26 protein-coding genes and 1 pseudogene are annotated in these 26,474 nt (G+C 35.1%); 12 read left to right on the top strand and 15 right to left on the bottom strand.

The features are described from left to right. Nucleotides 1–106 precede the first annotated feature (106 nt). On the top strand, nt 107–820 hold the full coding sequence (locus C7437_RS08195; RefSeq protein WP_245909248.1) for a TVP38/TMEM64 family protein: 714 nt from the start codon (nt 107–109) through the stop codon (nt 818–820). Between the two features lie 194 nt (nt 821–1,014). Here the strand turns inward: C7437_RS08195 and C7437_RS08190 are convergent, their stop codons facing one another. Next, nucleotides 1,015–2,565 (bottom strand): NAD(P)H-hydrate dehydratase, encoded by a 1,551-nt coding sequence (locus tag C7437_RS08190; protein WP_111439189.1) that lies wholly within the window; start codon nt 2,563–2,565, stop codon nt 1,015–1,017. Between the two features lie 236 nt (nt 2,566–2,801). Here C7437_RS08190 and C7437_RS08185 point away from each other — a divergent pair, with 236 nt between their 5' ends. The 6 genes and pseudogenes from C7437_RS08185 (at nt 2,802) to C7437_RS08155 (ending at nt 9,428) form a co-directional block, all read left to right on the top strand. After that, a complete protein-coding gene (locus C7437_RS08185) occupies nt 2,802–3,122 on the top strand; it encodes a YflT domain-containing protein (RefSeq protein ID WP_111439407.1) in 321 nt (106 codons plus the stop codon). A 229-nt stretch (nt 3,123–3,351) separates the two neighbouring features. Next, nucleotides 3,352–3,891 (top strand): annotated as a pseudogene (locus C7437_RS08180) (toprim domain-containing protein); the annotation flags it as partial. 792 nt (nt 3,892–4,683) lie between these two features. Beyond that, on the top strand, nt 4,684–6,318 hold the full coding sequence (locus tag C7437_RS08170; RefSeq protein WP_111439187.1) for a type IA DNA topoisomerase: 1,635 nt from the start codon (nt 4,684–4,686) through the stop codon (nt 6,316–6,318). Nucleotides 6,319–6,745: 427 nt separating this feature from the next. After that, the gene (locus C7437_RS08165) at nt 6,746–7,882 is read left to right on the top strand and encodes a betaine/proline/choline family ABC transporter ATP-binding protein (RefSeq protein ID WP_111439186.1); all 1,137 of its coding nucleotides are present in this window, start codon (nt 6,746–6,748) and stop codon (nt 7,880–7,882) included. Further along, on the top strand, nt 7,875–8,528 hold the full coding sequence (locus tag C7437_RS08160) for an ABC transporter permease (protein ID WP_111439185.1): 654 nt from the start codon (nt 7,875–7,877) through the stop codon (nt 8,526–8,528). Before C7437_RS08165 ends, C7437_RS08160 begins: the two co-directional genes overlap by 8 nt. A gap of 9 nt (nt 8,529–8,537) precedes the next feature. Further along, complete coding sequence (locus C7437_RS08155; RefSeq protein ID WP_111439184.1) at nt 8,538–9,428, top strand: glycine betaine ABC transporter substrate-binding protein; 891 nt, start codon at nt 8,538–8,540, stop codon at nt 9,426–9,428. Between the two features lie 52 nt (nt 9,429–9,480). Here the strand turns inward: C7437_RS08155 and C7437_RS08150 are convergent, their stop codons facing one another. From C7437_RS08150 to C7437_RS08130, 5 genes are all read right to left on the bottom strand, one after another. Next, nucleotides 9,481–9,996 carry a flavin reductase family protein gene (locus C7437_RS08150; protein ID WP_245909247.1) on the bottom strand — a complete coding sequence of 172 codons (516 nt, stop codon included), beginning with the start codon at nt 9,994–9,996 and terminating at the stop codon, nt 9,481–9,483. A gap of 214 nt (nt 9,997–10,210) precedes the next feature. Further along, nucleotides 10,211–11,128: an exonuclease domain-containing protein gene (locus C7437_RS08145; protein WP_111439183.1), complete on the bottom strand. Its 918-nt coding sequence runs from the start codon at nt 11,126–11,128 to the stop codon at nt 10,211–10,213. 243 nt (nt 11,129–11,371) lie between these two features. Beyond that, the gene (locus C7437_RS08140; protein ID WP_111439182.1) at nt 11,372–11,803 is read right to left on the bottom strand and encodes a YusW family protein; all 432 of its coding nucleotides are present in this window, start codon (nt 11,801–11,803) and stop codon (nt 11,372–11,374) included. Between the two features lie 143 nt (nt 11,804–11,946). Next, nucleotides 11,947–12,948 carry a YecA family protein gene (locus tag C7437_RS08135; RefSeq protein ID WP_111439181.1) on the bottom strand — a complete coding sequence of 334 codons (1,002 nt, stop codon included), beginning with the start codon at nt 12,946–12,948 and terminating at the stop codon, nt 11,947–11,949. A gap of 87 nt (nt 12,949–13,035) precedes the next feature. After that, nucleotides 13,036–13,341, bottom strand: coding sequence for a monooxygenase (locus C7437_RS08130; protein WP_111439180.1), 306 nt, complete (start codon nt 13,339–13,341; stop codon nt 13,036–13,038). A gap of 203 nt (nt 13,342–13,544) precedes the next feature. Between C7437_RS08130 and C7437_RS08125 the strand changes: the two genes are divergently transcribed. The 4 genes from C7437_RS08125 to C7437_RS08110 all read left to right on the top strand — a co-directional run bounded on the left by C7437_RS08125 (nt 13,545) and on the right by C7437_RS08110 (nt 15,622). Then, nucleotides 13,545–13,979 (top strand): hypothetical protein, encoded by a 435-nt coding sequence (locus C7437_RS08125; RefSeq protein WP_111439179.1) that lies wholly within the window; start codon nt 13,545–13,547, stop codon nt 13,977–13,979. 248 nt (nt 13,980–14,227) lie between these two features. Then, a complete protein-coding gene (locus tag C7437_RS08120; protein WP_111439178.1) occupies nt 14,228–14,386 on the top strand; it encodes a YfhD family protein in 159 nt (52 codons plus the stop codon). Nucleotides 14,387–14,397: 11 nt separating this feature from the next. After that, nucleotides 14,398–14,577 carry an H-type small acid-soluble spore protein gene (locus tag C7437_RS08115; protein ID WP_111439177.1) on the top strand — a complete coding sequence of 60 codons (180 nt, stop codon included), beginning with the start codon at nt 14,398–14,400 and terminating at the stop codon, nt 14,575–14,577. Nucleotides 14,578–15,166: 589 nt separating this feature from the next. Then, a complete protein-coding gene (locus C7437_RS08110) occupies nt 15,167–15,622 on the top strand; it encodes a staygreen family protein (RefSeq protein ID WP_111439176.1) in 456 nt (151 codons plus the stop codon). A gap of 182 nt (nt 15,623–15,804) precedes the next feature. On the opposite strand, the gene C7437_RS08105 is transcribed toward C7437_RS08110, so the two are convergent. The 7 genes from C7437_RS08105 to C7437_RS08075 form a co-directional block, all read right to left on the bottom strand. Beyond that, complete coding sequence (locus tag C7437_RS08105) at nt 15,805–16,224, bottom strand: pyridoxamine 5'-phosphate oxidase family protein (protein ID WP_111439175.1); 420 nt, start codon at nt 16,222–16,224, stop codon at nt 15,805–15,807. Between the two features lie 82 nt (nt 16,225–16,306). Then, the gene (locus C7437_RS08100; RefSeq protein WP_111439405.1) at nt 16,307–17,179 is read right to left on the bottom strand and encodes a patatin-like phospholipase family protein; all 873 of its coding nucleotides are present in this window, start codon (nt 17,177–17,179) and stop codon (nt 16,307–16,309) included. A gap of 184 nt (nt 17,180–17,363) precedes the next feature. Then, nucleotides 17,364–17,543, bottom strand: a complete 180-nt coding sequence (locus C7437_RS08095; protein ID WP_111439174.1) for a hypothetical protein — start codon at nt 17,541–17,543, stop codon at nt 17,364–17,366. A 427-nt stretch (nt 17,544–17,970) separates the two neighbouring features. Beyond that, nucleotides 17,971–18,411, bottom strand: coding sequence for a cell wall hydrolase (locus C7437_RS08090; RefSeq protein ID WP_111439173.1), 441 nt, complete (start codon nt 18,409–18,411; stop codon nt 17,971–17,973). 137 nt (nt 18,412–18,548) lie between these two features. Continuing rightward, on the bottom strand, nt 18,549–19,946 hold the full coding sequence (locus C7437_RS08085) for a SpoVR family protein (RefSeq protein WP_146249618.1): 1,398 nt from the start codon (nt 19,944–19,946) through the stop codon (nt 18,549–18,551). A 76-nt stretch (nt 19,947–20,022) separates the two neighbouring features. Continuing rightward, nucleotides 20,023–21,186: a sporulation protein YhbH gene (gene yhbH, locus C7437_RS08080; RefSeq protein WP_111439171.1), complete on the bottom strand. Its 1,164-nt coding sequence runs from the start codon at nt 21,184–21,186 to the stop codon at nt 20,023–20,025. Between the two features lie 118 nt (nt 21,187–21,304). Beyond that, nucleotides 21,305–23,200, bottom strand: coding sequence for a PrkA family serine protein kinase (locus C7437_RS08075; RefSeq protein ID WP_111439170.1), 1,896 nt, complete (start codon nt 23,198–23,200; stop codon nt 21,305–21,307). A 165-nt stretch (nt 23,201–23,365) separates the two neighbouring features. Here C7437_RS08075 and C7437_RS08070 point away from each other — a divergent pair, with 165 nt between their 5' ends. Then, nucleotides 23,366–24,973 carry an ABC1 kinase family protein gene (locus tag C7437_RS08070; protein ID WP_111439169.1) on the top strand — a complete coding sequence of 536 codons (1,608 nt, stop codon included), beginning with the start codon at nt 23,366–23,368 and terminating at the stop codon, nt 24,971–24,973. A 155-nt stretch (nt 24,974–25,128) separates the two neighbouring features. On the opposite strand, the gene C7437_RS08065 is transcribed toward C7437_RS08070, so the two are convergent. Both C7437_RS08065 and C7437_RS08060 read right to left on the bottom strand, forming a co-directional pair. Then, nucleotides 25,129–26,055, bottom strand: a complete 927-nt coding sequence (locus C7437_RS08065; protein ID WP_111439168.1) for a dipeptidase — start codon at nt 26,053–26,055, stop codon at nt 25,129–25,131. Nucleotides 26,056–26,195: 140 nt separating this feature from the next. Next, entirely contained in the window at nt 26,196–26,399 is a 204-nt protein-coding gene (locus tag C7437_RS08060; protein ID WP_111439167.1) for an alpha/beta-type small acid-soluble spore protein, read from the bottom strand. Nucleotides 26,400–26,474: the final 75 nt, after the last annotated feature.

Below are 26,474 nucleotides of genomic sequence, written 5' to 3'. Positions count from 1 at the left end.
ATGCATATATTCTTCTTTTCTACTATATTTCCCGCCACTTTCAATTTTAGAATAGCAAGGACCCAAATTTTTTACTGCTTCAAAAGCATGGTAGGATTAGATAACTATGATTAACGAAAGAATAGGTGACAAAATGAAAAAGATATTAAATAAATTCACAACAAAAAAATGGCTAATGTGGATTGGACTTCTACTTTTGTTGATCTTTTTTATTTTTAACAAAGATTTAATTACGCTTCTAATTGATCGAGATGTCGACAAGATACGTAGTTTTCTAACGAGTAACATGGCATATGCATTTTTCTTTATGTTCTTGGTCATGGTAATTCAAAATTCTTTTACTGTTTTCCCTCTCATACTGGTAATTACGATTAATCTTAACTTATTTGGTTTTATCAATGGTTTCTTATGGAGTTGGTTTACAAGTGTACTTGCTTCCATCCTAGTATTTTACGGGGTACGTTATATTTTTCAAGGTATGATTATTGAAAAATTTAATCCTAAATTAATTGAAAAAGTTGATGCAAATGGATTTGCTTATGTATTTCAAGCACGTATTTTCCCTTTTGTACCAACAAGTTTAGTCAATATTTTAGCAGGTTTAAGTACTATACGAATTATGCCATTTACCATTGCAACTGCAATCGGAAACTTCCTTTTTTTCTTTGCTCTCGCACTAATACCTGCTGGAATTATTAAAGCAGATTTAAATGAATACGTCGTATGGGTGATTATTCTTGGTGCAGTTTTACTGTATTATTTGTTTAAACTCCTTCAAAAGAAAAGAAAAGCTGCCGGCAAAATCGAATCTAATGATTAAAGCAGAAGACTATAAATTAGATTTTGAATAATTCACAAAAAGAATCTCTAAGTCATAAACGACTTGGAGATTTTTTTTGTTAGATTTCCAATTTTGGTTGCGTTCCCTTAGGAAATGTTCTCATTCACCTGCTTTTTGGTCTCAAAAAGGGATTTATTCTATATAAATAGATCGTAAAGTAGGCTACATGTTTTTTAACTAAGTTTGATCAATTCTTTACGAATTCCATCTATAGTATCTAATGGTGTCACACCATACTGAGAAAAAATTTTCGCTTGTTCTTCTCCAGCTTCGGCATGAACATAGCTAGCAGAAATAAGGGCATGAATGGGCGTTGCTCCTTGTGCAAGGAATGAAGTAATGAGTCCAGTCAATACATCACCACTTCCCCCTTTTCCAAGTGCATCATTTCCAAATGGATTGATATACACTTCTCCCGTTGGCGTAGCTATAATGGAACGATGTCCTTTCAGCATCAAGTACACTTGATTATTAACTGCAAAGTCTTTTGCAACATCCAATCTATTTGCTTCAATTTCATACACAGTAGTATTCAATAAAGTCGCCATTTCCCCTGGATGTGGAGTTAAAATCACGTCTCCATTGTAATGTTTAATCATATCTAGTTGGTTTCTTATGAAGAATAGCGCATCCGCATCCAGCACAATGGATTGTTTGGCTAGTGAAGTAAATAAGTTCTTTATTAACCGCTCACCCCCATCGAATCTTCCCATTCCCGGTCCGATTGCAATACTTGTGAATGTAGAAAGTCGAGATAATAATTCTTCTAATGCATGTTCTGCAAAATGTCCATCCTGTTCAGCTAATGGTAAAAGCAATGATTCAGGATTTTGAGTTGCTACCATTGGATAAATATTTTCTGGAATCGCCAACGTCACCAATCCAGCTCCACTGAAAAATGCAGATTTTGCTGCATAAACAGGTGCTCCAACATATGGACGCGATCCACCGACAATAAGCACATGACCGAAAGTTCCCTTGTGTCCATGAGGAGGACGTACTGGTAATGAAGATTTAACTAGAGTTTTCGTTATAAGAATTGGAAGGGTTAGTCCCAGTTCTTGAATTGCTAATAAAGGAACGGAAATATCCACAACTTTCCATTCACCTATATGACGAGGTCCTTCTGCTAAGAAGAAGCCTTTCTTCGGTAAAACAAAACTAACCGTTTTTGTCGCAATAATTGCGACTCCTTCCACTTTTCCAGTGTCACTAGAAACTCCAGATGGAATATCTACAGACATAACTAGCTTTTCTTTTCCATAGTCGTTCACGATCGAAATCACTTCACTAAACGGTTCTCGAACTGCACCAATTACTCCAGTACCTAACATAGCATCTACAATAATATCTGCTATATTTAATTCTTTTTTTAGATTTTCTAACGTATTTTTGCTCAGTTCAAATAGTGGTAAATGACGGTTTTTGTATACATCTAAATGTACTTTTGCGTCTCCTTTTACATGTTCCACATCAACAAGAACACAGAGCAGAGTTTTAATCCCTTTATCCGCTAAAAGACGAGCAATAACAAATCCATCACCGCCATTATTTCCTCCTCCTGCGAGCACGACTATTTTTGCCTGTTCCAAAGGAAGGGAGTTCATGATCTCCTCCACCACTTTAGCCCCGGCATTTTCCATTAAGACAACACCTGGAAGTCCAATTCTTTCCATTGTATATTGATCTAACTGTTGCATGTCTTTTTGTCCTGCTACTAACATTATTTCAGCCCCTTATATGTATAAAATAGTCACCTTCGATTTATACAAGTTCATTAACTTCTAATTCTACTTTCTTTGAACAATTCCTTCTCTATTAACTTAGTTAAAAAGATTTGAATTTAATCATAAATGCATTGAAGAAATATCCCTTTTTGCTAAACTCACTCCATCCTTGTGTTTAAACCTAAAAAACTAGGGGTAAAGTAAAGATGTATCAAAAAACTGGAGGGATTTTAATGACAGTCAAATTAACTGTAGAAAATGCCGTACAAGCTAAACAAGAAATTGAGAAACTTGAGACTCAGGGATATTCAAGAGATAACATTCATATCTTCGCTCATTTTAAAGAAAGATCTGATGATATTAACGATGCATTAGATACTAAAAATGTTGGGATGAAAGAACAAGGATTCCTTGATAGTATGAAAAATATGTTCGTTTCAAGAGGAGACGAATTACGTAGTAAGATGCAAGCAGCTGGATTAACTGAAGCAGAAGCTGATGCTGCTGAAAAAGAGCTCGATCAAGGTAAATTAGTTTTAATTGCTCATCAATAACGAATTGCAAATAATAAAACCCCTTTATCTCTTTTGATAAAGGGGTTCTTCATTGTGAACAAAAACAGCCCTATGATTATCTGCATTGTATTTCCCCGTCTACATACTTCCCACATCTTATTTCCTTTGGATTTAATCGTATTTTGATAGAATGAAATTTGTATTTTCATTAAAAATGAGGCACAATTATAAGAACGAATGTTTTATTTTTAAAATTGGGGGAATTGCATTGAAACCAGTAATACTAGCAGAAAAACCAAGCCAAGCAAAAGCTTATGCAGATGCTTTCTCCGTTAAACGACAAGATGGTTACTTAGAAATATTACCTTCACCTATCTTCCCAGAAGGTGCCTATATTACTTGGGGGATCGGACATCTAGTAGAACTCAAAGAACCAAAAGCATATGATCCAAAATGGGACAAGTGGTCATTAAGTAGTTTGCCAATCTTGCCTAATAGATATGATTTTCAAGTTGCTAAAGGAAAGTACAAACAGTTCACCATCGTCAAAAACCTGATGAAAGCAACAGATACCGTTATTAACGCATGCGATGTAGACAGAGAAGGTTCGAATATCTTCTACAGTATTTACTATCAAACTGGAGCTAGAAACCAAACTATTAAACGACTATGGATTAATTCACTTGAAATAGAGGAAGTAAGAAAAGGATTTGCTAATTTACAAGATAATCGCAAAGACCTTCTCTTATACGAAGAAGCAAAAGCACGACAAATAAGTGATTGGTTAGTTGGAATGAGTGCGACACGTTAGATAGTGAAAAGCTATCTTATTCCAAACGTGCTGTGAAAAGCTGTTAATGGAATAAAGTCCTATTTTGAATAGTGGAATGATAGGGTAACGCCTTGAAACGCTATCTTTAATACTCCGACATGCTATGAGTAGAATGTGTAATCAAAAGTAGTGTGAAGCTCGGTGAAGTCGGGCGAAGTATACCGAAGTGTTCAATTGAATAACCGAAAAGGCAATAGAGGTATTGTCCGTATATGATAGTCCGGAAGTCGTTAAAAACTTAGTATGGTGAGAATGTGGTAATACACTGACGAACTGGCGAATGTACATCCCTACGACTGGCCTTGAGAAATCTAGGTTCATCATTTTGTGGTTGAGTAAGAATTCATGCTATGAAAGACCATGCAACGTTAAAGGCGTTGGATAAAATGATGGGATATAGTCAGCACCTAACCTAATGTAATGTAGATAGAAATAGGGCAACGTGGAAAGCTAGAAACGTGGAGAGGACACACTCGATGAAGCGTTACAAGGGAATGCGTAAATAGCGAATAACCTTGTTTAGTTCTAGTGAGAGTAGTGGCAAGAGCGGTGATGTTCTTGTAATGAGAACTGAGCAATAGCCACAAGTCAATTTAGTTTAAATTATCAGAAACCTAATCATTTTTCATAGGTTCGTGTAAGACAACGAGGAAATGGACATGTGAGTAACCAAAAATGTTACCAGATTAGGGAAACAAAGATAAAACTAAATTGAGGGAACGCCGTGTGCGGTGAAAATCGCACGCACGGTGTGGAGCGGGGGAAAAGTTGGAGATTACTTCAAAGACTTACCTATCGCTATACGGATCCCGTCTTTACACACTCCTTCTTCAGGCACAAGGCATAAAAGAAGTATTTCCCATTGGCCGTGTTCAATCTCCCACTATATATTTGATTTATCAAAGACAAATGGAAATTGAAAACTTTGTATCGGAACCTTTTTTCGAAATCGAATCAACTTTTACTGCAGAAAATGGGACGTATAAAGGAAAAGCAAAAGCAAAAGAGTCGAAACGAGAAATGATTCAAGAGTTGCTTGCAAAACATGCCATTCAACCAAATTCTCCTGGGATCATTACGTCTGTGGATAAAGTGGATAAGCGAACTCCCCCTCCACAACTACACTCGTTATCCACATTACAGGCAACTGCAAATAGATTATGGAAAGTAAGTCCTGCAAATGTTTTAAAAACAATGCAAGTTTTGTATGAAAAGAAGCTAGTTACTTACCCAAGGACGGACTCAAGACATATTACGCCTAGTGAGTTTTCCTACCTTGCTGGAAAAATAAATGATTATCAACAACTAATTGGGCATTCTTTTCCCGTTACATCACTTGCTCCTAAAAAACGCTATGTGGACAGTTCAAAAGTGCAAGAACATTATGCCATCATACCGACAAAGAAAATACCTTCTCAAACTGTGCTAAATGGTCTATCTGGTATTGAACGTAATCTTTACGAAGAAGTTATTCGCACGACTCTTGCGATGTTTCATACGGACTACATATACACAGAAACCAAGGTAACAACAGATGTAAATGAACTTCTATTTTTTACAACAGGAAAAACAGAACTAGATAAAGGATGGAAAGCATTATTCGTCCGTTCCAATAAAGAATTGGATAAAGAAGAACAACCACTCCCTCTTCTCCGTGAGAAAGAACTCGTAGAAAGTGATATTGGTATAAAAGAAGGAAAAACAGTTCCTCCAAAACCATACACTGAAGGCCAATTAATCGCGATGATGAAGACATGTGGAAAACTTGTGGATAATAAAAATGAAACAGAAATTTTAAAAGAAGTAGAAGGTTTAGGCACGGAAGCTACTCGAAGTGGAATTATCGAAACCATAAAGCGGCATGGCTATATAGATGTAACTAAAAATATCGTTTCTATTACGGATAAAGGACGTGTTTTATGTCAAGCTATTGAAGGTAATCTACTTGCCAGCCCTTCCATGACTGCAAAATGGGAGACATATCTTCGAAAAATCGGCAATGGAGAAGGTTCCCAGGAAAGATTTCTTGGTAGCATAGAAAAATTTATTCGTAGTTTATTACAAGAAGTTCCAGTCCAACTGCAAGCGAAGAATATAAACATCCAGCTACCACCTAAAGTAAGCGCATCTAGATATAAAAGAGAACCAATTGTCTCGTGTCCGACTTGTAAAAAGGGATCTATCATAGCGCAAAAAAACTTCTATGGTTGTACAGAATACAAAAATGGTTGTAAACAAACATTCAATGGATTCTTTTTAAAGAAAAAGATTACTCCGAGCCAGATTAAGCTCTTATGTACAAAAGGAAAAACAAATTTAATTAAGGGATTCACAGCTGAAAATGGACAAACCTTTAACGCAACACTAGTTCTTAAGGACGGAAAAATGTCACTAGAATTTTAAATAATTTGGCCCTAATTTTAAGGTTAATATTAGGGCCTGATTACCTGCTTTAATATCCTATTTTTCCTATAGAAATAGAATGCTTGTTGCTACTCTACCAAAAAAGTGGTATTCTAAGTTAGTAGAATCAATAAAATAATTGTTTCTTTTTCAAAAGACCAGACGATTTTCTCCTACTCTCTTTCTTATTCACATCTACGTGAATCCTTTCTAACTGATCCAATCAGCATCAATTGCTATTAACATTTCTCGTCATAGGTAGATACCATTTTGATAAAATCACACTTTCGAAACATTAGCTGTATGTCTTAGCAATGGCATAGAGACTACTTACTTTTCCTATAATGGAATTGTGGGAAGTCCTTTTTTTATGGCCAAAAAACTGGATTAATTTCAACTGTAACATCTATCAACTAAGGAGGTACTTATGATCAAATTCGAACATGTAAGCAAAGTATACACAGACGGCTTTAAAGCGGTTGATTCCGTTAATTTCAAAATTCCAGAGGGTGAATTTTTAGTTCTTATCGGACCTAGTGGTTCTGGAAAATCAACAACTATGAAGATGATTAATCGAATGATTCCACACACAAACGGAACTATATCTATCGATGGAAAAGATATTACGAAATTAAATCCTTCAGAACTACGCCGTAATATTGGATACGTTATTCAACAAATCGGACTTTTCCCCCATTACACGATAGAAAAAAACATCGCAATAGTTCCAGAACTAAAAGGTTGGGACAAAGAAAAAATTCAAGCTCGGGTTAAAGAGTTACTCATAATGGTTGACCTTGATCCAGAAATTTTTGGAAAACGTTACCCTAAAGAACTTTCAGGTGGACAACAACAACGTGTCGGTGTGGCAAGAGCTCTAGCATCTGACCCTCGTGTCCTTCTCATGGATGAGCCCTTTGGTGCCTTAGACCCAATAACGCGTGATCAACTACAAGACCAATTAATTTCTTTACAAAGAAAACTAAAGAAAACAATTGTTTTTGTGACACATGATATGGATGAAGCATTAAAACTTGGTGATCGCATTGCAATTATGAAAGACGGAAATTTAATTCAAATAGATACCCCTGAGAAGATATTACAAGAACCCGCGTCAACTTTTGTGGAGGAATTTATCGGCAAGGACAGAATTATCCAAAATCCTGAACTTATGCCTGTTGTCAGTGTCATGACAACAAAAGTAGTTACCGCTCTGCTTGATCTTACTCCCGAAAAAGCGTTATTAATGATGCGCCAACAAAAAGTGACGTCCTTAATTATAGTAGATGAAAATGATGAAAGATTTATCGGACTCATTTCTGCCTATGAACTAATAAAAAAAGTAAACTCGATTCAGTTAATAGAGGAAATTATGAGAATTCCTGAGCACACACTAACTGATGCAGCAACTGCTAAAGATGCAATTATGATGATGCCAAATGTAAAATACGGGGTTATACCTGTTTTAAATGAAGCAAAAAAAGTAGTAGGAATAGTGACTCGTGGTACATTACTCACTGCTTTGTCCAGTCAATGGACAGAATTGGAGGGTATAAATGAATAATTTAAATATATGGGAACAATTTATGCAACAAGCAGAAATGCGTTGGTCAGAAGTAATAGCAGCAACTTCCGTTCATATCCAATTAGTATTCTTTTCCATGTTAATCGCAATTGTATTAGGAATTGGATTGGGTATTTTAATAACACGTGTTCCAAAACTTACAACCATTGTTTTGGGTGGTGCTGGTATTATGCAAACCATCCCGAGTTTAGCACTACTAGGTTTTATGATTCCTATTTTCGGTATAGGTGTAAACACAGCAATTGCTGCTCTATTCTTATATTCACTTCTTCCAATTATTCGAAACACATATACAGGTATTAAAGATGTAAATAAAGCAACTGTAGAAGCCGCAAAAGGGATGGGTATGACAAGTCTCCAAGTATTGTTAAAAGTTGAACTTCCACTTGCGATTCCAATGATAATGGCCGGTGTACGTACTGCCGCTGTTATTAACGTCGGAACCGCTACACTTGCAGCATTTATTGGTGCTGGTGGCCTTGGAGATTTCATCTTCTTGGGAATTACTCGTGGTATTGATGGATTAATCTTACTTGGCGCTATCCCCGCTGCATTGTTGGCAATTATTTTAGAGATATTCTTTACTTATCTTGAACGTTGGACAACCCCAGAAGGGTTAAAATAAGGTGATCATATGACAAAAAGAATAATTATCAAATGCTTACTTTTACTTCTTGTTGTATCATCACTGACTGGATGTATTTTCAAAACGGAAGATGCATTAGTCGTTGGATCTAGAAATAACACCGAAAGTATTATTTTATCTAATGTCATGGGGCAATTAATCGAAGAAAAAACAGGTATTAATGTGACATATAAAGAAAATCTCGGTGGTTCCAATGTTGTTTGGGAAGCCATGATTAATGGAAACATTGATGTTATACCTGATTATACCGGAACAATTGTCATCAATTATTATCAAGAAACTGCCGGAAATGCAGATGAAACGTTAGAAAAAACCAAACGACTGGTTGCTAATGATGGCATTACCGCTTTAGAATCTTTTGGGTTTAATAATACGTATACATTAGCTCTAGATGAAGATGAAGCTGAATCGTTAGGATTAAAAACATTTAGTGATTTCGCGAAAGTTTCAAATGATTTCATACTTGGCGCAGTATTTGAATTCATCGATCGTCCTGACGGATTACCAGGATTCCAAGAAGCATACGATATTGAATTTAAAAGTGTAAAAGGAATGGACCATGGTATTATGTATCGCTCTATCAACGCTAAAGAGGTTGACGTTATAAACTCTTATACAACAGATGGACAATTGCAAATGTATAATTTACGTGTGTTGGAAGATGACTTAAGCTACTTCCCTCCTTATCACGCTCTTCCTCTTGTTCGAACTGAAATATTGGAAGAGTACCCTGAAATTGGCGAAGTTCTTCTAGAATTAGCTGGCAAAATTGATGAGAAAACGATGCAGAAGATGAACGCAAAAGTGGACAATGAAGGAATGATGGTCGAAGTTGTGGCTAAAGAGTTCCTACAAGAAGCTGGGTTTATTAGTGAATAATAAGAAAAAGCTTCCTAGTCACTATAATGATTAGGAAGCTCTTTTTTTTTACTTATTTATAAAACGTCTCTGGTATCGCACCGAATTTTCTTCTGTGATAAAGCAATGGATTTTTATCTTCATTCAAAATGTGAATAACTTTCCCAATAAAAATTATATGATCGCCTGCATCAATTGTCTTGTCTACTTCACATTCAAGCTGTGAAAGTGCACCAGGGAATACAGGTAATTCTCGTTCTGTTTTTTCCCATGTACATTGGCTGAAACGATCTTCTACTTTAGATGCAAACAAACCACATAAGTCTGCTTGATCATCCGCTAAAATGTTTACTGCAAATTTATTTACTTTCAAAAATGCATCATATGAACCTGACTTTTTATCAATTGACCATAAAATAAGTAAAGGATCTATAGATACGGATGCGAATGAGTTTACCGTTAAACCCATTGGATTATTTTGTTCATCAAAAGCAGTAATAACCGTCACTCCTGTTGGATAATTTCCTAATGCTTTTTTAAATTCCACTTGTGACACTCTATCCACTTCCATTCTTAATCTATTATTCATACTATTATATCTCTAATTAGATACGTTTTATATGAATTTTCGTCTTTTTTCATTTAAAGCACATGAGCATTTTATTTAATGCTATGAAAACAATCAAAATTAATATTTTACCAACTCCATCAAATAATACATTTGCTTTAGCGGTATTAAATATTTCTTTAACTTTAAAGCTTCCATCACGGCCAAGTCAAAATTTCAAGACTCGGCAATCAGTTTATGCAAATCTAACTAGTTTAATAAAATCACTTTCTCCTACGATTTCAATAGGATAACCTTGACCAATCATCTGCTCCACTTTTTGCATTTTAGAACTTTTAATACCTAATACATATTTTTGTAAATCATGATCCCCTACGACTAAGAAATTCGTTTGCATATCCACAACACCTTTGCACGAAGCTCCACAATTCACTGCATGCTGAGCAGCAAGAGATCTAGTCATAGAAACCATTCTTCCAGTAAAAACGATAGTAGCTCCGTAAAATGGGTGCTTTTTATCTAGGGTAGTATTCTCTGCTACTAATGATTCCACCATTATGTCTTCTTTCGTTTTTCTTACACGAGTTATTTTTTTGGTGACAGGATACGGGGTACCTATCTTTAATTTATACATGCTTGCAATTTCCTGTACTGAATTCGTATTTGTTTTTTTCATTGCTTCTAGTGTTATTAGAGCTGCTGCCCGAGAATCTTCTAGTGCATCATGATGTCTAAGGCTAATGCTTAAATAGTTCGCTACAGTAGAAAGTTTATGGTTGTACAAGTTCGGCCATACTTTTTTTGCTATTTGATAAGAACATCCATAGTTAAAATCAGGATAAGGCTCATGAAAATGGTTTAGTGATTCTCGCAGGACGCTAATATCAAAGCTCGCATTATGAGCAATTAGTGTTTGATTGTCCACAAATCCTTTAAAAGTAGGCCAAAATTCTTCAAACGTTGGCGCACTGTGAACCATATCTTCTGTAATCCCATGTATTTTCGTATTGTAGAAATTAAATTCACTTAGTGGGTTGATTAATGTATGTATTTCTTCTTTGATTTTCCCATTTTTTACTTGAACTATTCCTATAGAACAGACGCTTGTTCTTAAACTATTTGCTGTTTCAAAATCAATTGCTACAAAGTCCATATTTATAACCTCCAACTTTACCAATTACTCCGTTCATTGTCTCACATATCCCTTTGTATGAAAAATCCTTTACACTAAAAAATTGCATAAGAATTGTTGGAAAAGGTGAACAATTCATCCATCTCTCATTATGCATGGGTTATGTACGTACCTATGAAATAATTCCTTATTTTTCAAAACATTGAAAAACCCTTTACAGAATTATACAACTTCTGTGAAGGGTTCTTGTTTTATTTAATCCACTTATTTTTTATCCAAAAACTCTTGGTTATCCCCATCAGAAAATTCTACTTCTAACTCAAATTCCGTATAATTTTCTGCCCCAAATGCTTTCGATACTTTTGCGATTACATCTTCTTTGCTCATATCTTTTGTTAAAGCAAGATCTTTAAAAATGGGTTCCAGCTCTGCGTAAGCTTCATTTCCTGTCAACTTCTTAGATTCCAATTTATTTTCATATACTGCCTCTGTTTCTGATACATCAATATCAAACGAAGCATCTATCGCATCATTATGTTCTGCGGTATCAATATCTAAATCAAAAGCTTGGAATCCAAATTCTTTTTGCGCCTGACTTGAATCTACCGCGTCTGTCACTTCTTCTTTATCACCACAAGCACCTAACAATAAAGCGGTAGACAGTAATGCACTTCCAAAAATCGAGTGTTTTTTCATCTTCAATTAGCACCCCTCTCTTATATTATTTATTGCCATTTCCTTATATTCTTAAACATTTTTCATTCTTAAGTTAAACATAATATATGATAAAAAACACGAAGCAAAGAAGAAATCTCTTCTTTGCTTCGTGTTTTATGTTATTAAATCAATACTTTAGAATTCCATCCTATATAGTACTCATTCAACTCATTGTAATACTTGTTTAAAGAAGATGGCGAAACATTGAATGCTTCTCCAATTTCTTTCACATTTAAGTTAAGGGCTTCGAAGAGTTCATTTTCCTGACCAAATCGAATAGCACCTGCAGCAATCGCTACTTCTTTACGAGCATTCGGTTGCTGATCCACTAAATAATCTTCTACTATTTCTAATAGTTTGTCATAATCTCGATTATTTTTCTCTAAGAACTCTCTGACCTCTACTAGTACACCAGCTTCAAAATTTGTAAATTCTTCTCCGCCATATCCATCTTCACCAAGTAAATCCCAAAACTTAATGGCATTTTCTTTTAAAAACTCTTGAGCTGTGAGTTCTTCTTGAGATTTAAACAGTTTGATAAACTTCTTAAACACATCTTGATGGTCTGTTGGGAAGAAAACTAAATTAGAAATAGCTAGATAGTGATTTTCAGAAAAACCGTCTGGCAAAATAAAGCAATAGACATGAACACCAACAGGAACAGGCTTATCACTCTCACGTCTTAACCGAATTATTTCACCTGTCAAAATATGATTTACTGTCATATAAGCATCGTCTACCTCTACTACTTCACCGACATATACAAGTGGTTCACTCCACTGTTCTATTACTTTTAACGTCGATGGGCGTACGATTTTCTTCTGCTGTTTTTCTAAATAAGATGTCCAAATTTCTTGCTTATGATGAAAAAAGAATTCATCCAATGCTATTGCTTCAATCATCTCATGTTCCAAGTATTTTTTTAAAGATTCACTCCATACTTTCACAATATCCGCAAAATCATTAAAATCTTTTTTTTCCGGATATTCATCATAAAATGACTGCAAAATTCTTTCTAACTCTTCCGATTGTACTTCTTCTATAGAAATGGCCTCTTTCGACTCACAACACTTTTTATATTTCTTACCACTACCACATAAACATGGGTCATTACGTCCAATCACATTAACACGTCCTTCTTAAAAATAAGCTGAACACCTATTCTACCATGAATTCAACTGAAAATTAAGGACCAAAGGCTTTGTATTTATTTATGTCAACGGTCCATGGTTAATTTTGGTTAATGCGTCATTCGTTTCGAATAGTTTTCCGTTCACTTCCGTGATACCGAAACCATTTAAACGTTTGGTATGCATTTCTAAATAATTTTCTGCATCCTCTTTTGTTTCAAACAGATAAATGCCCCCTGCTTCACTATTCACTTCATTCTCTGTCCAGATTTTCCAAATGAATCCCTTTTCTTCATTAATACTCATTGCTAAATCCTTAAATCCCTCCACCATTTCTTGTCCAAAAGGTCCATCCATTTTAAAATCTACCTGTAGTAAGTATGCCATTGTTATTTCCTCCTCTAGTTTCATCTTTCATCATACACACTTTTCATTATTACTTATTCATTTCAAGGTTTTTTTACACATAATTGTTCCTTTTTATTACAAATACAAATTTTTCAAGGGAATTTACCCATAAACAAAGATTTTATCTCATTTTTAGGGTATACTTATTATATTATGCAATGTAATAGTAGAGGAGGTATAATATGTCTGTAGCTAGTGAAGCTTCCCAAGTGAACCTAGATTTCTTGATAAATGATTTAGGACTTCGCCAAGTATCAAATACTTCATTATTTCGCAAAGGCAACATATTTGTGATTTCACCATCTGTTCAAAATAAATCCAATACATTTGAATTAGGTGAATCCCTAATGAAAAAGTATGATCCTGAAAACGATGAAGGGTATTTACTTGTGCGAGTAAAAGAAAAATTCCTTATGGCAAAACTCCATGCTTTTCAAAGAAAAATGATGACCCCTTCTACACAAAAAAGCACAAAAAGTAAACCACCACATTGGAAGTTCATTGTAATTGATTCTATTATTCCACGAATTGAAAATAGTCAAGACCGTGAAGTAACATATTCAATTCAAGCCCCTTCTCAAAAACAACTTATTTCATACTTTAATAAAAATGAATAAACAAACAAGCACTTTATCCTATTCCTTTTTTTGGAAATCGGGTAGGGTGTTTTTTTTCATATTCACCTTCTATTTGTATTTATTACTATTCAATATACTCATTTTATATTAATATTCCAAAAAGTCACGCACAAAAAAATTTTTTCTAATTATTATCGAGGAAAATACTTTCAGTGCTTTTTTCGTGTTTAAAATAAGGTTTAGAAGCCATATTAAGAAAGTACGTAATATGAGAAAGGAGAATGTATATGGGTAGAGATAATAAGCAGGGTAAAAGTAAAAATAAAGACTCACTTCCCCAAACACCTAAAAACCAAAAAATAAAACCTAACGAAGTCCAAGAGGAATTTGCTCGAGAGTTTGCCGAACTTGGAGAACCAAGATCTAAGCCAAAAAGTAAAAGTTAGGAGGTACGAAATTGGACTATAATCGCGCACAAGAAATAGTAGATTCACCTTCTCAAATTGACGTTAGCTATAACGGAGTTGCTATCTGGATTGACAAAATACATGAAGACCGAAAAACTGCAACCATTCATTTAAGACATTCCTTAGAAGAAAGATCCGAAGTAAGTATTAGTGAGTTGAAAGTTCAATAATTATCGACCTTCCCATTGGAGCATTTGATCCAATGGGATTTTTTTATTTTATTATTTACTGCCATTCGAAAAAAATCCTAAAGTTTGTCACAAGACTTACTATTAAAACACTAATTTACATAGTAAGATTGCATTATACCGAATATATTTATCTAGACCTATTATAATAGGCCATGGTGACTAAAAATATGAAAATAAGAAAACTGCTAAAGCGCCCTTTTTCTATATGGACGTCACCGGTTCTTTGGACGAAACTTAATGTAGTAGAATAAACGAGAAAAAGATCGGGGGGCTACGTGACTATGTCACGTAGCCCCCCGATCTTTTCGGTCATCCTATTACGCTTGTTTGTCCGTCGCTCACCTAAAACAAATCCCTCAGCGTTAAGTAAAGCCACTGTTTGGTTCACTACTCGATATACCGCTAACGTCTCAAAAACTGGAATAGGTTGTAGATTCTTCAATTTTAATTAGACATAAGTATTCCGTGTCTAACCTAGAAGAATTCTGTACATCCATGACTTATTAACGGTCTCAAATAAAAAGTAGCATATACATATATATAAATAAAGCCGAATGGAGTTAATGACATGAGTAGGTTCAATTCAGAAGGACTATCTGTTAAATATAGGGATGGTGTAACGGCTACTGAACCAATTATCCCAAGAAAATACACACTAACTCACTCTGATTTCACTGGAGAACTATTCTTAACAATCGGGACTCAATTTGCGTGGGATAAAGTCAATCTTGATATGAGAGATGAAGTATTAGGTGAATGGGAAAAAAATGAAAATCGTTTATATTACAATGTATATCTATTTATAGATCAAGGAGAGCATGACTTCACCTCAGCAACAAGACGGAATGAAATATTTCGACACGAATTACCACTTGCTTTAACAGCTATTCGATACGGTGATAGGTTTTTATTCGACCAATACCCAACTCTAGATTGCGCTTTAATAATTGTAAACTTTATTTCCACTCATCCTCAATTTGCTAGACAAGAGAGTTGGGGGACTTTCAACAGTTATTCCATATAGTTCTCATCTAAAAATTTGAAAAGGTTGAAATATACAATGATCTGCTGTATATTTCAACCTTTTTCTTTTAAGTAAAAGTGTAAGCAATGAAACTGTCCTAAGCGGCTAGAAGAAATTGTACAAACTGTATTCCAAGTATGTGAAATCCTTATACTTTCTTATCTTTTTAAGAAAAGCTCCTTCTAAAGTACAACAATCTGTGGTTCATCGCCTTTTGTATTCATCACTCGAATTTGTGTTGGAGTTATTTTTAATATAATAAGATCCGGATCTTCAGGCCCATCAAACCATCCTTTTAATGCTTTGTTCCATACTTTTTCTTTCAAGCTCTCGTCGTCAGATTCTATTACTGTTCCTTCGATTTCCAAAAAGGAATCTCCAAAACCTTTCCCATCATAACCAATTAGTATATGCGTATTCGGATTATTTTTTATCTCTTCTACCTTGTGTGTCTGTTTACTCGTAGCAGTATACAAAATAAAATCTTCGTTAAAGAAAGTCATATAACGAGAGTGGGGTTTATTTTGCTGAACTGTTGCCATCGTACCAATCAGGTTATCATTTAGGATTTTTAGTGCTAATTCTTTTGCAGTTTTCGTCATATATATTCCTCTCCTTTTACATTACTTTCTCATTTAGTGTTCCTTAAAATGAACTAATTAAACATTAGATTTTCAGAAAACATTACCACATTTTTAGGAATTGAGTTGCTCTAATTCTTCCCTTTTCTAACATATCTGCTTTCATTTCTGTATTTAAATCAAACTGAGTGGCACTATAATCATCTACTGGTATGAATATTATATTTTTTTCCAGTTTACGGGAGATATATCTCTCATCATGTGCATTTTTCATCGTGGAAAAAAGTGCTTCGAATAAATTTAAGCCATTTTTTATATTATATGGCTTCATTTCTTCCGAATTACTACTCAGTTTCACCCCAAGGATAGGACGCTCTTTGTTTCCATTATCAAAAATCCACATAGGGAAATTACTTAATACCCCACCATCTACAACAATCGTGTCTCCTGATCCTGTTTTCAATCTCACTGGCTCAAAGAAAAATGGAATTCCACAACTCATACGTAATGCCCGGGCTATAGGGAAACTATCCGCCGATAGACCGTACTTCTGTAAATCATCAGGTAAAACCAGCATCTTCCCATTTGTTAAATCAGAGGCAACTAGTTTTAATGAGCCCTGTGGTAAGTCCGAAAAAGTATATATTCCTTTAGCAGCTAACTTTTCTAAAAACCAATTTTCCAGCGCTTTTCCTTGATATAGCCCAAGACCCCAATATAAATTAATCCATTTCATAAAAGGAATTGGGAGTATTGTTTTGCGAGGGTCCAAAAGAGCTTGGAAATCTTGTTCATCTAATACTTTCTCCATTTCCTTTCCGGTATATCCAGCAGCAATGAAGCACGCCAGAATTGCACCTGCACTAGTGCCTGCCACTCTTTTAAATTGATATCCCTTCTCTTCCAGCACTTGATATGCTCCAACTAACGCGAAGCCTTTCATACCTCCCCCAGAAAACACGCCATCTATTAACATATAATCCACTCTCCCCTTTTTCATCATTAATACACCTTAGGTAGAGAGAGGAGTAAATAGAACCAATTTGCATATGTGCTTGAAAGCGTGCCAGGCACATATACAATTACAACTAAGCGAAAAGAAACCAGACATACATTAGCATGACTGGTTTCTTTAATATGCATTTAGATTATATGAAAAATTACAGGTTTAATCTTGAAGGACTATTTTTGTCTGTTGGTTTATCATTGTTTTCATTGTTATTCCTTTTCTTTGCAGTGATATTTTGACCTCTAACATCCAAATCATCTGGACTAAGATCATATCCAAATCCATATTCTTCACGATCTAATCCATTTTTCTTGTTTTTGTCTTTTGCCACAAACTTTCACCTCCATGAAGAATAACTTGTGCATTTTAGAAGGTTTTATTCTTTGTAAACAAAATACTTCACAATAATGAATGCTTTTTTTATTTCTTCCCTGCTGCTTCAATGTATTCTTTAAACACACGTTTTGATGATATTCTTATACTTTCCAATTTCTTTCTTTTTCGATTAATTGTAGCAGTTCGTCATTTAAGCCTTTAAATAAAATCATTTTTCCACCAGTTGAAGTTGCACGTGGTTCTTCCGATAGAAATTGGACACCGTATGTTCAATCTTTTTAATAACCATTTGTATACCCCAAAATTCAGATTCTTTCTATATACAACATTCACGAAGAAATATCGAGTTCTTCGTGAATGTTGTTTAAAATATTGTGTTCGTAGCAGCAAAAATCCCGAAATCCTAATAACCCTTAGAAAACCTATCCCCTATAAACACTTTCACATGTTCCAGCTATTGGTTCATAAAAACAATGAAGTTTAAATTGACCTGTAAAAGGTTGATCGTACCATGTTGGAGGACAAGGTCCATATGGATTGAAATACCAAAGGGCAAATTTCGCTGGGTGGTCTCTCCAATTATCCAAAACTCGTCTTGCTAATGTTCTTTCTTTTTCTCTCGCAGGTGAATAAAATAAATTACCCTTTTGTACGGCTTCAAAAGAATAATTTCCTCCCTGCACCTGATAAATAACGTCTTCAACCGTTCTTACATCTCTAAAGTCTAAGCAATCTGCTACAGCACGATTAACAATTACATTTCCAACATACAACATTCCTTGGATTCCTTCGCCCTCGGCTTCCGCTCTCATCATCCTGGCCACTAAGTCAACGTCCGCTGTTCGATATTTTACTCTTGGCATTTATTCACCCCATAGTTATAGTATGAAAAAAATCTTACATTGTTACTTAGTTGTTAACTAAGTTGAATTAGTGTCCAGAGCAATCTAGAAGAATTCGCGTATACTGCGTTAGAAATCGATGAAGTTCTTTATTCAAGTCAAATAGAACTGCGTGAAACCTTCTTTCCATCATACGAATAAAGTGTTGGTTTTTTCTCCACGACTGTTTCCATATATACATGCCTTCCCCAAAGCTGATAAATATAAGGAAGTACATTTTCTAAATAGTGTGGGTCCAGCTCCGTTCCTTCATATCCATGCTTTAAATACAATTCACCATTTCTGAGATAGTCTCCATTTTCTACTACAATATACGGATAACTTCCATTTACGCGCATAGATACAAGCTGATCTCTTACATTTTCATAATCCTTATCAGTTACTTCATAATTTCCATTTTTCTTTTCAAATAAATAAAGATCCTCTTGTTTCACTAAATCTTTCGTTAAATAATTACGGATGAATGAAATATCTGATTCAATTTCTCTTACTTCAAATATTTTCTCTTTTCCCGAATTCTCTTGTATCCCCAACTTCTTCATTTTTTCTGTTGGCTTATTATAACGCTGTTCAATATCTTCATATATCTTTAACCCCAAATAATAAGGATTAATAGAAGTTTGTGAAGGCTGGACAACATTTGCATTTAAAGTAGCGAACTCGATTGTCTCATCTGTCGTTAAATCCATCGCTCGTAAAATTTGCTGATGCCAATAAGTTGCCCATCCTTCATTCATAATTTTCGTTTCTAGCTGTGGCCAAAAATAAAGCATTTCTTCACGCATCATTGTTAAAATGTCTCGCTGCCAATCTTCTAGATCTCTACTATATTCTTCAATAAATAGTAAAAGATCTTTTTCTGGACGTGGCGGAAATTTCTTTCTACTTGAAATGATTACTTTTTTCTCTTCAATTGGCTTATCTAAATGCCATAAATCATCGTATACTGTTTTTCTTACAATTTCTTCTTCCTCTTCTTCCAGTTCATAGTTAGGAAGCTTTGGTCTCACAATGGATGGGTCGATATGTTCTTGAATAGCCAAAACAGCGTCTAAAAAGCTTTCTACTTCATCTTTTCCATGAATTGTTTCATAAAAAGCTATACGTTCCGCTGTTGCAGTCATGCTTTCTACCATGTCCTGTCTAGTATTCGAAAAACGAACATTGTTTTTAAAGAAATCACAGTGAGCAAGCACATGAGCAATAATAAGTTTGTTTTGCGTTAAACTGTTGGTGTCTAGTAAAAATGCATAACAAGGATTGGAATTGATGACTAACTCGTAGATTTGACTCAATCCAAAATCATATTGCATTTTCATTTTTTGAAACTGTTTCCCAAAACTCCAGTGAGTAAAACGTGTTGGCATACCGTATGCACCAAACGTATAAATAATATCTGCCGGACAAATTTCATATCGCATGGGATAGAAATCAAGTCCAAATCCAGAAGCTATTTCCGTAATTTCTGCAATTGCACGATGAAGCTCTTTCTCCATCAATTGTCCTCCTTTCCTGATCAAATTCGCCTTGGCTTGTTTGATTCTGCTTCTCTTTGTTCAGCCTGCGCAGAAGTTAAACTTTCTCTCCATCTTTTAGGAAAATACTCTTCAACGCATCATACACATGTCGATTTTCTCTCAATACATAGTGCCGAAACTTTGGATTATCAATGGTTTTATACGTGTTCATTAAAGTGGAATATCTACTATGAGCATTTACTTCCCCATATCCAAACATACTGGAAACATCCATCAATTCGTTTACAAGCTTAATACACTTCTGATTATCACTCGTCATATTTTCACCGTCTGAAAAGTGAACCGGATAAATATTAAAGCGAGTCGGGTTATACTTTTGATCTATAAGCTCTAGCCCTTTTTGATAAGCGGATGAGCAAATCGTTCCTCCACTTTCTCCTTTTGAAAAAAATGCTTCTTCAGTTACAATTTTTGCTTCAGTATGATGGGCGATGAATTCTATTTCAACCGTTTCATACTTAGAGCGCAAAAATCTAGTCATCCAAAAGAAGAAGCTTCTTGCACAATACTTTTCAAATGCTCCCATCGATCCACTCGTATCCATCATTGCAAGCACTACCGCTTTTGATTCTGGTTTCACGACTTCATCCCATGTTTTAAAGCGCAAATCATCTTGATGAAAAGGTATGATAGAAGCTTCACCTTTCATAGCATTTCGTTTAATAGCAGTAATAATTGTTCGCTTTTTATCAATATTTCCCATTAATCCTTTTTTTCGAACGTCATTGAATTCAATATGATCGGTTATAATGTCTGCTTGTTCTTTTCGTTGTAGGTTTGGTAACTCCATTTCTTTAAAAAGTGCACTTTCAATTTCTGCTATCGTTACTTCTGCTTCATAAAAATCTTGCCCCGCTTGGTCTCCAGCTTGTTTCCCTTGCCCTGCTCCATCTTTTTCATCCCCTGAACCCTTAGCAACAACGTCGCCTACTTGACTATCTCCTTTTCCTTGACCTACATGCTTAGAAGTGTCGTAGTTGTAACGAATTTTATACTCATCGAGCGAACGAATGGGTATTTTAATCACATCTCGTCCATTTGACATAATAATATTTTCTTCACTAATTAAATCTGGTAAATTGTTTTTAATCGCTTCTTTTACTTTGTCCATATGGCGTTGCTGATCTTGATGCCCTTTTCGATGCAACGACCAATTTTCTTGTGAAATAACAAATTGTTTTTCTGGTTTATCATCCATTTCTATCAACACCTACCTATTGTTTATCATATGCTAGTGCCACAAAGTTATTGCAGAGTATATGAAAAAACAAGACTAATGAAAAATAATCAGTCTTGTTTTTCTAGCTATCTGATCTTTATCTGTTAAGGAGGCTACCAACATAACGTAATAGTTCATTTGCAGAATTTGAATTATACCCATGTTCATCGATCAACCTAGCAACAACTTCATTTATCTTTTTCAGATGTGCTTCATCTGGAGTTTTTGAAGAAGTTGTAATTTTAACTACATCTTTTAAATCTGCAAATAATTTCTTTTGAATAGCTTCTCGTAAACGTTCATGTGAATTGTATTCAAAACGTTTTCCTTTTCTTGCGTATGCAGATAATCGAATAAGAATTTCTTCTCGGAAGCCTTTTTTCGCATTTTCAGAAATGCCAATTTGTTCTTCAATAGAACGCATAAGCTTTTCGTCAGGGTTCATCTCTTCTCCGGTAAGCTGATCTCTCATTTTGTTTTTATTACAAAATGCTTCTACATTATCCAAATAATTATTCATAAGCGTAATTGCAGACTCTTCATACGAATAAACGAATGCTTTTTGAACTTCTTTCTTCGCAATTTCATCGTATTCTCTTCTAGCAATGGCAATATAGTTCATGTATTTATCACGATCTTCTTGTGAAATAGAAGCGTGCTGATCCAACCCTTCCTTCAGTGCTCGTAACACGTCCAATGCATTTATCGAAGGAATTTCCTTTCGAATAATCGCAGAAGAAATACGATTTATGACATAACGCGGGTCAATTCCATTCATACCTTCATTTTGAGATTCTTTTTGAAGTTCCTCTACATCTAACTGATTAAAACCTTCAACACTTTCCCCGTCATACAGTCGCATTTTTTTCACAATATCAATGCCTTGTTTTTTAGGAACATCTAGCCTTGTTAAGATAGAAAAAATAGCGGCTGCTCTTAATGCATGTGGAGCAATATGAACATGTGTCATATCACTATCCTTGATCATCTTTTGGTAAATACGTTCTTCCTGACTTACTTTAAGATTGTACGGAATCGGCATTACGATAATACGTGAGTGAAGTGCCTCATTCTTTTTATTGGATATAAAGGTGCGATACTCTGTTTCATTCGTATGAGCGACGATTAACTCGTCGGCACTGATTAAAGCAAATCGTCCTGCTTTAAAATTACCTTCTTGTGTTAGTGATAATAAATGCCATAGAAACTTTTCATCTAACTTAAGCATTTCTTGAAACTCCATCATTCCACGATTTGCTTTGTTCAACTCACCGTCAAAACGGTAAGCACGTGGATCGGATTCTGAACCAAATTCTGCGATAGTAGAAAAATCAATACTACCGGTTAAATCAGCAATATCCTGTGACTTAGGATCAGAAGGAGTAAATGTTCCAATTCCAACTCTTTTGTCCTCTGAGAAGAAAATACGTTCCACCAGTACATTTTCTAAACGACCATCGTATTCTGTTTCTAGTCGCATAGTGTTGAGTGGAGACAAACTCCCTTCAATTCGGATGCCGTACTCTTCAAAAAAATCTGCTCGCAAATGCTGTGGAATTAAATGAAGTGGGTCTTCGTGCATCGGACATCCTTTTATTGCGTAGACCGCGCCTTCATCTGTTTTTGAATACTTTTCAAAACCTCGTTTCAACAATGTGACAATAGTTGACTTCCCTCCACTGACTGGCCCCATTAACAATAAAATTCTTTTTCGAACATCTAGTCTTTTCGCAGCAGGATGAAAATACTCTTCTACAAGTCGTTCTAGAGCTGTTTCAAGACCAAATATTTCTTCACCAAAAAATTCATACAGTTTCTGACTGTCTCGCTCAGTAACTCCAGCGCCCTTGATCATACTATATACACGTGCATGCGCTGTTTGGGCAACAGATGGTCTTTCCTTCACAATACTCAAAAATTCTTCAAATGTGCCTTCCCACTTCAGCTTGTTTTCTTCTTCTCGATAACTTCTGACCTTGTTTAAGATATCCATGTTTCCCTCCATTCAGGGCTTAATTCTATATTGTATGAAACGAAAGGGACGATGATACATAAAAGTAGTTAGTAAGTTTAGGATTATTCCAAAGAAATGCACATTAGCTATTATTAGGAGGTTCCTTGACTCAACATTTATAATAGAGACAAGGAGGCGAATCACATGAAAAACTTTGCGATTTACCGCATATATCGAATCGTCTGGATGTCCATTAAATTTTTTGTGCAAGTGATGTTTTTTCAACGCAGATATAAAGGTCGCTTCACCCCTATCGTGAATTTAAAATGGGAGAAATTAGTTACTAAACAAGCGAAGGAGTATAAAAAGACGGCACTTCAATTGGGTGGGCTAATGATCAAAGTTGGGCAATTTCTATCTACACGTGCAGACATAATGCCTCCCTCATTTATCGAAGAGTTAGAAGGATTAACGGACCGAGTACCATCCGTTCCAAAAGAACAAGCAATGGATGTATTAAAAGAAGAGTGGAATGCCGAGTTAGATGATTTTGTAAGTAACTTATCTGAACAACCAGTAGCCTCTGCATCTATCGGGGAAGTATATAAAGGAACTTTGAAAAATGGAGAAACTGTTGCAATAAAAATTCAACGTCCGGGTATCGAACGTATTATTCGAATAGATTTTCGGGCGATGAAAATTGTTATTTGGCTAGTGAGACATTTTACAAAGTTCTCTAAACAACTAGATTTTAATTTATTATACAAAGAAATGGTCAATACAATTGCTCCTGAATTAAATTTTTTACAAGAACTACAAAATGGAAGAAACTTCTCAAATAGATATGGACACCTAAAAGGAATTCGTTTCCCAGTGTACTATGACGAGTTTTCCACTCGGCGTGTACTTGTAATGGAATGGATTGAAGGATCTCGTATTTCAGATATTGCATATTTAGAAACACATCAATTAGACAGATCGAGTATTACAAAACGACTTTTTTTACTATTTCTAGAACAAGTATTAGAAGGCGGCGAATTTCACGCAGATCCACATGCAGGTAATATTTTAATTCAAGCTGATGGCACAATAGTTCTAATTGATTTTGGAATGGTTGGATCTATTACGAAAGAACAATCTCAATCTATTGTGAAAGTGGTAGAAGGTATTATTTTCAGTCAATACGATCAAGTGCTTGATGGATTAGAAGAATTACAATTTTTATTGCCCGAAGCAAATCGGACTCTTCTAGCAGATGCCATCGCTCGATTAGTTTCTGCTTATGAATCGAATGAACTAAAAGAAATGGATAACTTTGTCGTGGAACGATTGTTAACTGACTTGAAAGAGATTGTTCGAACACAACCTGTTCAACTCCCTGCTGAATTTGCTTTTTTTGGACGGGCTATCTCTACGCTAGTAGGTGTTCTTTACATACTCGATCCTAATGTTGATTTACTTGCTCTCGGAAAACCACGTATATTAGAGTGGACAACCTCGAAAGCTATAGGAGGAGAAAAGGTTAATTTTTCTGCTGCGAATTTATTGAAATTAGGGAAAAAAGGATTGCTTCCTCTACGCAAGATTAGTACTTTTTTAGAAGAACCTACAAAAATGAGAGAATACATGCAAAAACGTGATGAACAAATCCTGACCCATCAGCTTAAGCTTCAATCTCGATTATTTTCTGGTATTTCTATGATGATAGGACTCACTACTTTTTTCGTTGGATTGGGTATTCATAATCAAACACTTATGATTTACGCCAGTTTAATATTTGTTGTTGCCGGTTGGATGTTTCGTAAGAAATAAATGAATTTAAAAACAGGATTTTTCGGGAATTTCAGTTTGGTTTCATTGTTGAAAGTTATAGTTATACTAATGATAGAGTGAAACAATCAGTGGGTTTTCCTCATCCACACTGATTGTTTCACTCTATCTCCACTTACACTTAATTTATAGTTAGATTACTTCGGAAGATGACGTACAAAATTCCCGTATACAAAATTTTCTACTTGCTCTTCGGAATATTTTTTTAACATTTCGTTTATTAAATTTGGAGACATAGAAGCATTCTCTAAAAGATTTACCTTATTATCGATTCCATCAAAATCAGAACCGAGACCAATATTTTTTTCGCCACCTATGGAACAAAAATGATCAATATGCAAAATAAGGTCCGCTATAGATACATGCTCGGATTTTTTTATGAACTTTGGATAATATATTACATGAATCATGGCTTCTTTTTCAAACATCGCTTTCGCTTGTTCATCCGATAAGTTTCTAACATGATTCAAGATAGATTTCGAATTCGAATGGCTAGCAATAGGGTATTTCGCAATTTCCATCACATCCCAGAATGCTTTTTCACTTAAATGGGATACATCCGTCAGCATCTTATGCTCATTATTAAATAAGACAATTTCCTCACCAAATAACGTAAGACCTGCCCCACGTTTTTCTAAAGCACCATCAGCTGCTAAATTCGCATTATTCCATGTTAAACCGACTGAACGTACTCCTAATTCATATAAAATGGTCATTTTTTTCAAATCATTTCCAATAGCATCTACACCTTCAAGCGTTAACAAAGCCCCTATTTCATGCTCTTGTAAATTTTCGATATCTGACCAATCCTTGATCATTTTCATATCCGGATTATTTCCTAGCACATCCGTGTAGAAATAATGTATTTGTTCAAGAGCTACTTGGAATTTTTGTTCTACGCTTATATTCGGATGAATAAATATCGCAAACGCTTGAACTTTTACTTCTCCTTTTTTTAATCTTTCTTTATTTGCATCTAATTCTTCTCCATCTTTGAATTTGATGCTCCCTTGTGACTCATAGAGCTTTAATAATACGTCACAGTGCATATCAATTATTTTCATAGTCTCCATACCTTTCTTTTTTTACTATTCTTTTAAAAAAGTCTATCTTAACTTTTTTTCGTTTACAATATGTTTTATAAGTTATTTTATGCTATGTAAAAAACCGGTAGCAAGTTCGCTACCGGTCAATTATTTAATTATTATTTTTGGTAACCATTCATTTGCGATTGGGCTTGAGCTACTAAGCGCTTAGTAATTTCTCCGCCGACGGAACCGTTAGCACGCGCTGAAGCTTCTCCACCAAGTTGTACACCAAACTCTTGTGCAATTTCATATTTCATTTGGTCAAGTGCTTGTTTCACACCTGGTACGAGAAGTTGATTTGAACTGTTGTTGTTTGTCATTTTCTTCACCTCCTTGTGAGATTAGATTGTCCCGATTCAACTCTTTTATGCAAAAATAATTTAATTCATCATTTT

The sequence above is a fragment of the Psychrobacillus insolitus genome (assembly GCF_003254155.1).
In the GTDB taxonomy this organism is placed as follows: domain Bacteria; phylum Bacillota; class Bacilli; order Bacillales_A; family Planococcaceae; genus Psychrobacillus; species Psychrobacillus insolitus.
The sequence above is the reverse complement of the archived record's forward strand: the minus strand, read 5'-3'. Positions and strand labels throughout refer to the sequence as shown.

Bases quoted from the DNA above. Each gene is read 5' to 3' on its own strand.
- C7437_RS08195 (WP_245909248.1), top strand. From the start codon at position 107: ATGATTAACGAAAGAATAGGTGACAAAATGAAAAAGATATTAAATAAA.
- C7437_RS08190 (WP_111439189.1), bottom strand. From the start codon at position 2,565: ATGTTAGTAGCAGGACAAAAAGACATGCAACAGTTAGATCAATATACA.
- C7437_RS08185 (WP_111439407.1), top strand. From the start codon at position 2,802: ATGACAGTCAAATTAACTGTAGAAAATGCCGTACAAGCTAAACAAGAA.
- C7437_RS08165 (WP_111439186.1), top strand. From the start codon at position 6,746: ATGATCAAATTCGAACATGTAAGCAAAGTATACACAGACGGCTTTAAA.
- C7437_RS08160 (WP_111439185.1), top strand. From the start codon at position 7,875: ATGAATAATTTAAATATATGGGAACAATTTATGCAACAAGCAGAAATG.
- C7437_RS08155 (WP_111439184.1), top strand. From the start codon at position 8,538: ATGACAAAAAGAATAATTATCAAATGCTTACTTTTACTTCTTGTTGTA.
- C7437_RS08150 (WP_245909247.1), bottom strand. From the start codon at position 9,996: ATGAATAATAGATTAAGAATGGAAGTGGATAGAGTGTCACAAGTGGAA.
- C7437_RS08145 (WP_111439183.1), bottom strand. From the start codon at position 11,128: ATGGACTTTGTAGCAATTGATTTTGAAACAGCAAATAGTTTAAGAACA.
- C7437_RS08140 (WP_111439182.1), bottom strand. From the start codon at position 11,803: ATGAAAAAACACTCGATTTTTGGAAGTGCATTACTGTCTACCGCTTTA.
- C7437_RS08130 (WP_111439180.1), bottom strand. From the start codon at position 13,341: ATGGCATACTTACTACAGGTAGATTTTAAAATGGATGGACCTTTTGGA.
- C7437_RS08125 (WP_111439179.1), top strand. From the start codon at position 13,545: ATGTCTGTAGCTAGTGAAGCTTCCCAAGTGAACCTAGATTTCTTGATA.
- C7437_RS08120 (WP_111439178.1), top strand. From the start codon at position 14,228: ATGGGTAGAGATAATAAGCAGGGTAAAAGTAAAAATAAAGACTCACTT.
- C7437_RS08110 (WP_111439176.1), top strand. From the start codon at position 15,167: ATGAGTAGGTTCAATTCAGAAGGACTATCTGTTAAATATAGGGATGGT.
- C7437_RS08105 (WP_111439175.1), bottom strand. From the start codon at position 16,224: ATGACGAAAACTGCAAAAGAATTAGCACTAAAAATCCTAAATGATAAC.
- C7437_RS08100 (WP_111439405.1), bottom strand. From the start codon at position 17,179: ATGTTAATAGATGGCGTGTTTTCTGGGGGAGGTATGAAAGGCTTCGCG.
- C7437_RS08090 (WP_111439173.1), bottom strand. From the start codon at position 18,411: ATGCCAAGAGTAAAATATCGAACAGCGGACGTTGACTTAGTGGCCAGG.
- C7437_RS08085 (WP_146249618.1), bottom strand. From the start codon at position 19,946: ATGGAGAAAGAGCTTCATCGTGCAATTGCAGAAATTACGGAAATAGCT.
- yhbH (WP_111439171.1), bottom strand. From the start codon at position 21,186: ATGGATGATAAACCAGAAAAACAATTTGTTATTTCACAAGAAAATTGG.
- C7437_RS08075 (WP_111439170.1), bottom strand. From the start codon at position 23,200: ATGGATATCTTAAACAAGGTCAGAAGTTATCGAGAAGAAGAAAACAAG.
- C7437_RS08070 (WP_111439169.1), top strand. From the start codon at position 23,366: ATGAAAAACTTTGCGATTTACCGCATATATCGAATCGTCTGGATGTCC.
- C7437_RS08065 (WP_111439168.1), bottom strand. From the start codon at position 26,055: ATGAAAATAATTGATATGCACTGTGACGTATTATTAAAGCTCTATGAG.
- C7437_RS08060 (WP_111439167.1), bottom strand. From the start codon at position 26,399: ATGACAAACAACAACAGTTCAAATCAACTTCTCGTACCAGGTGTGAAA.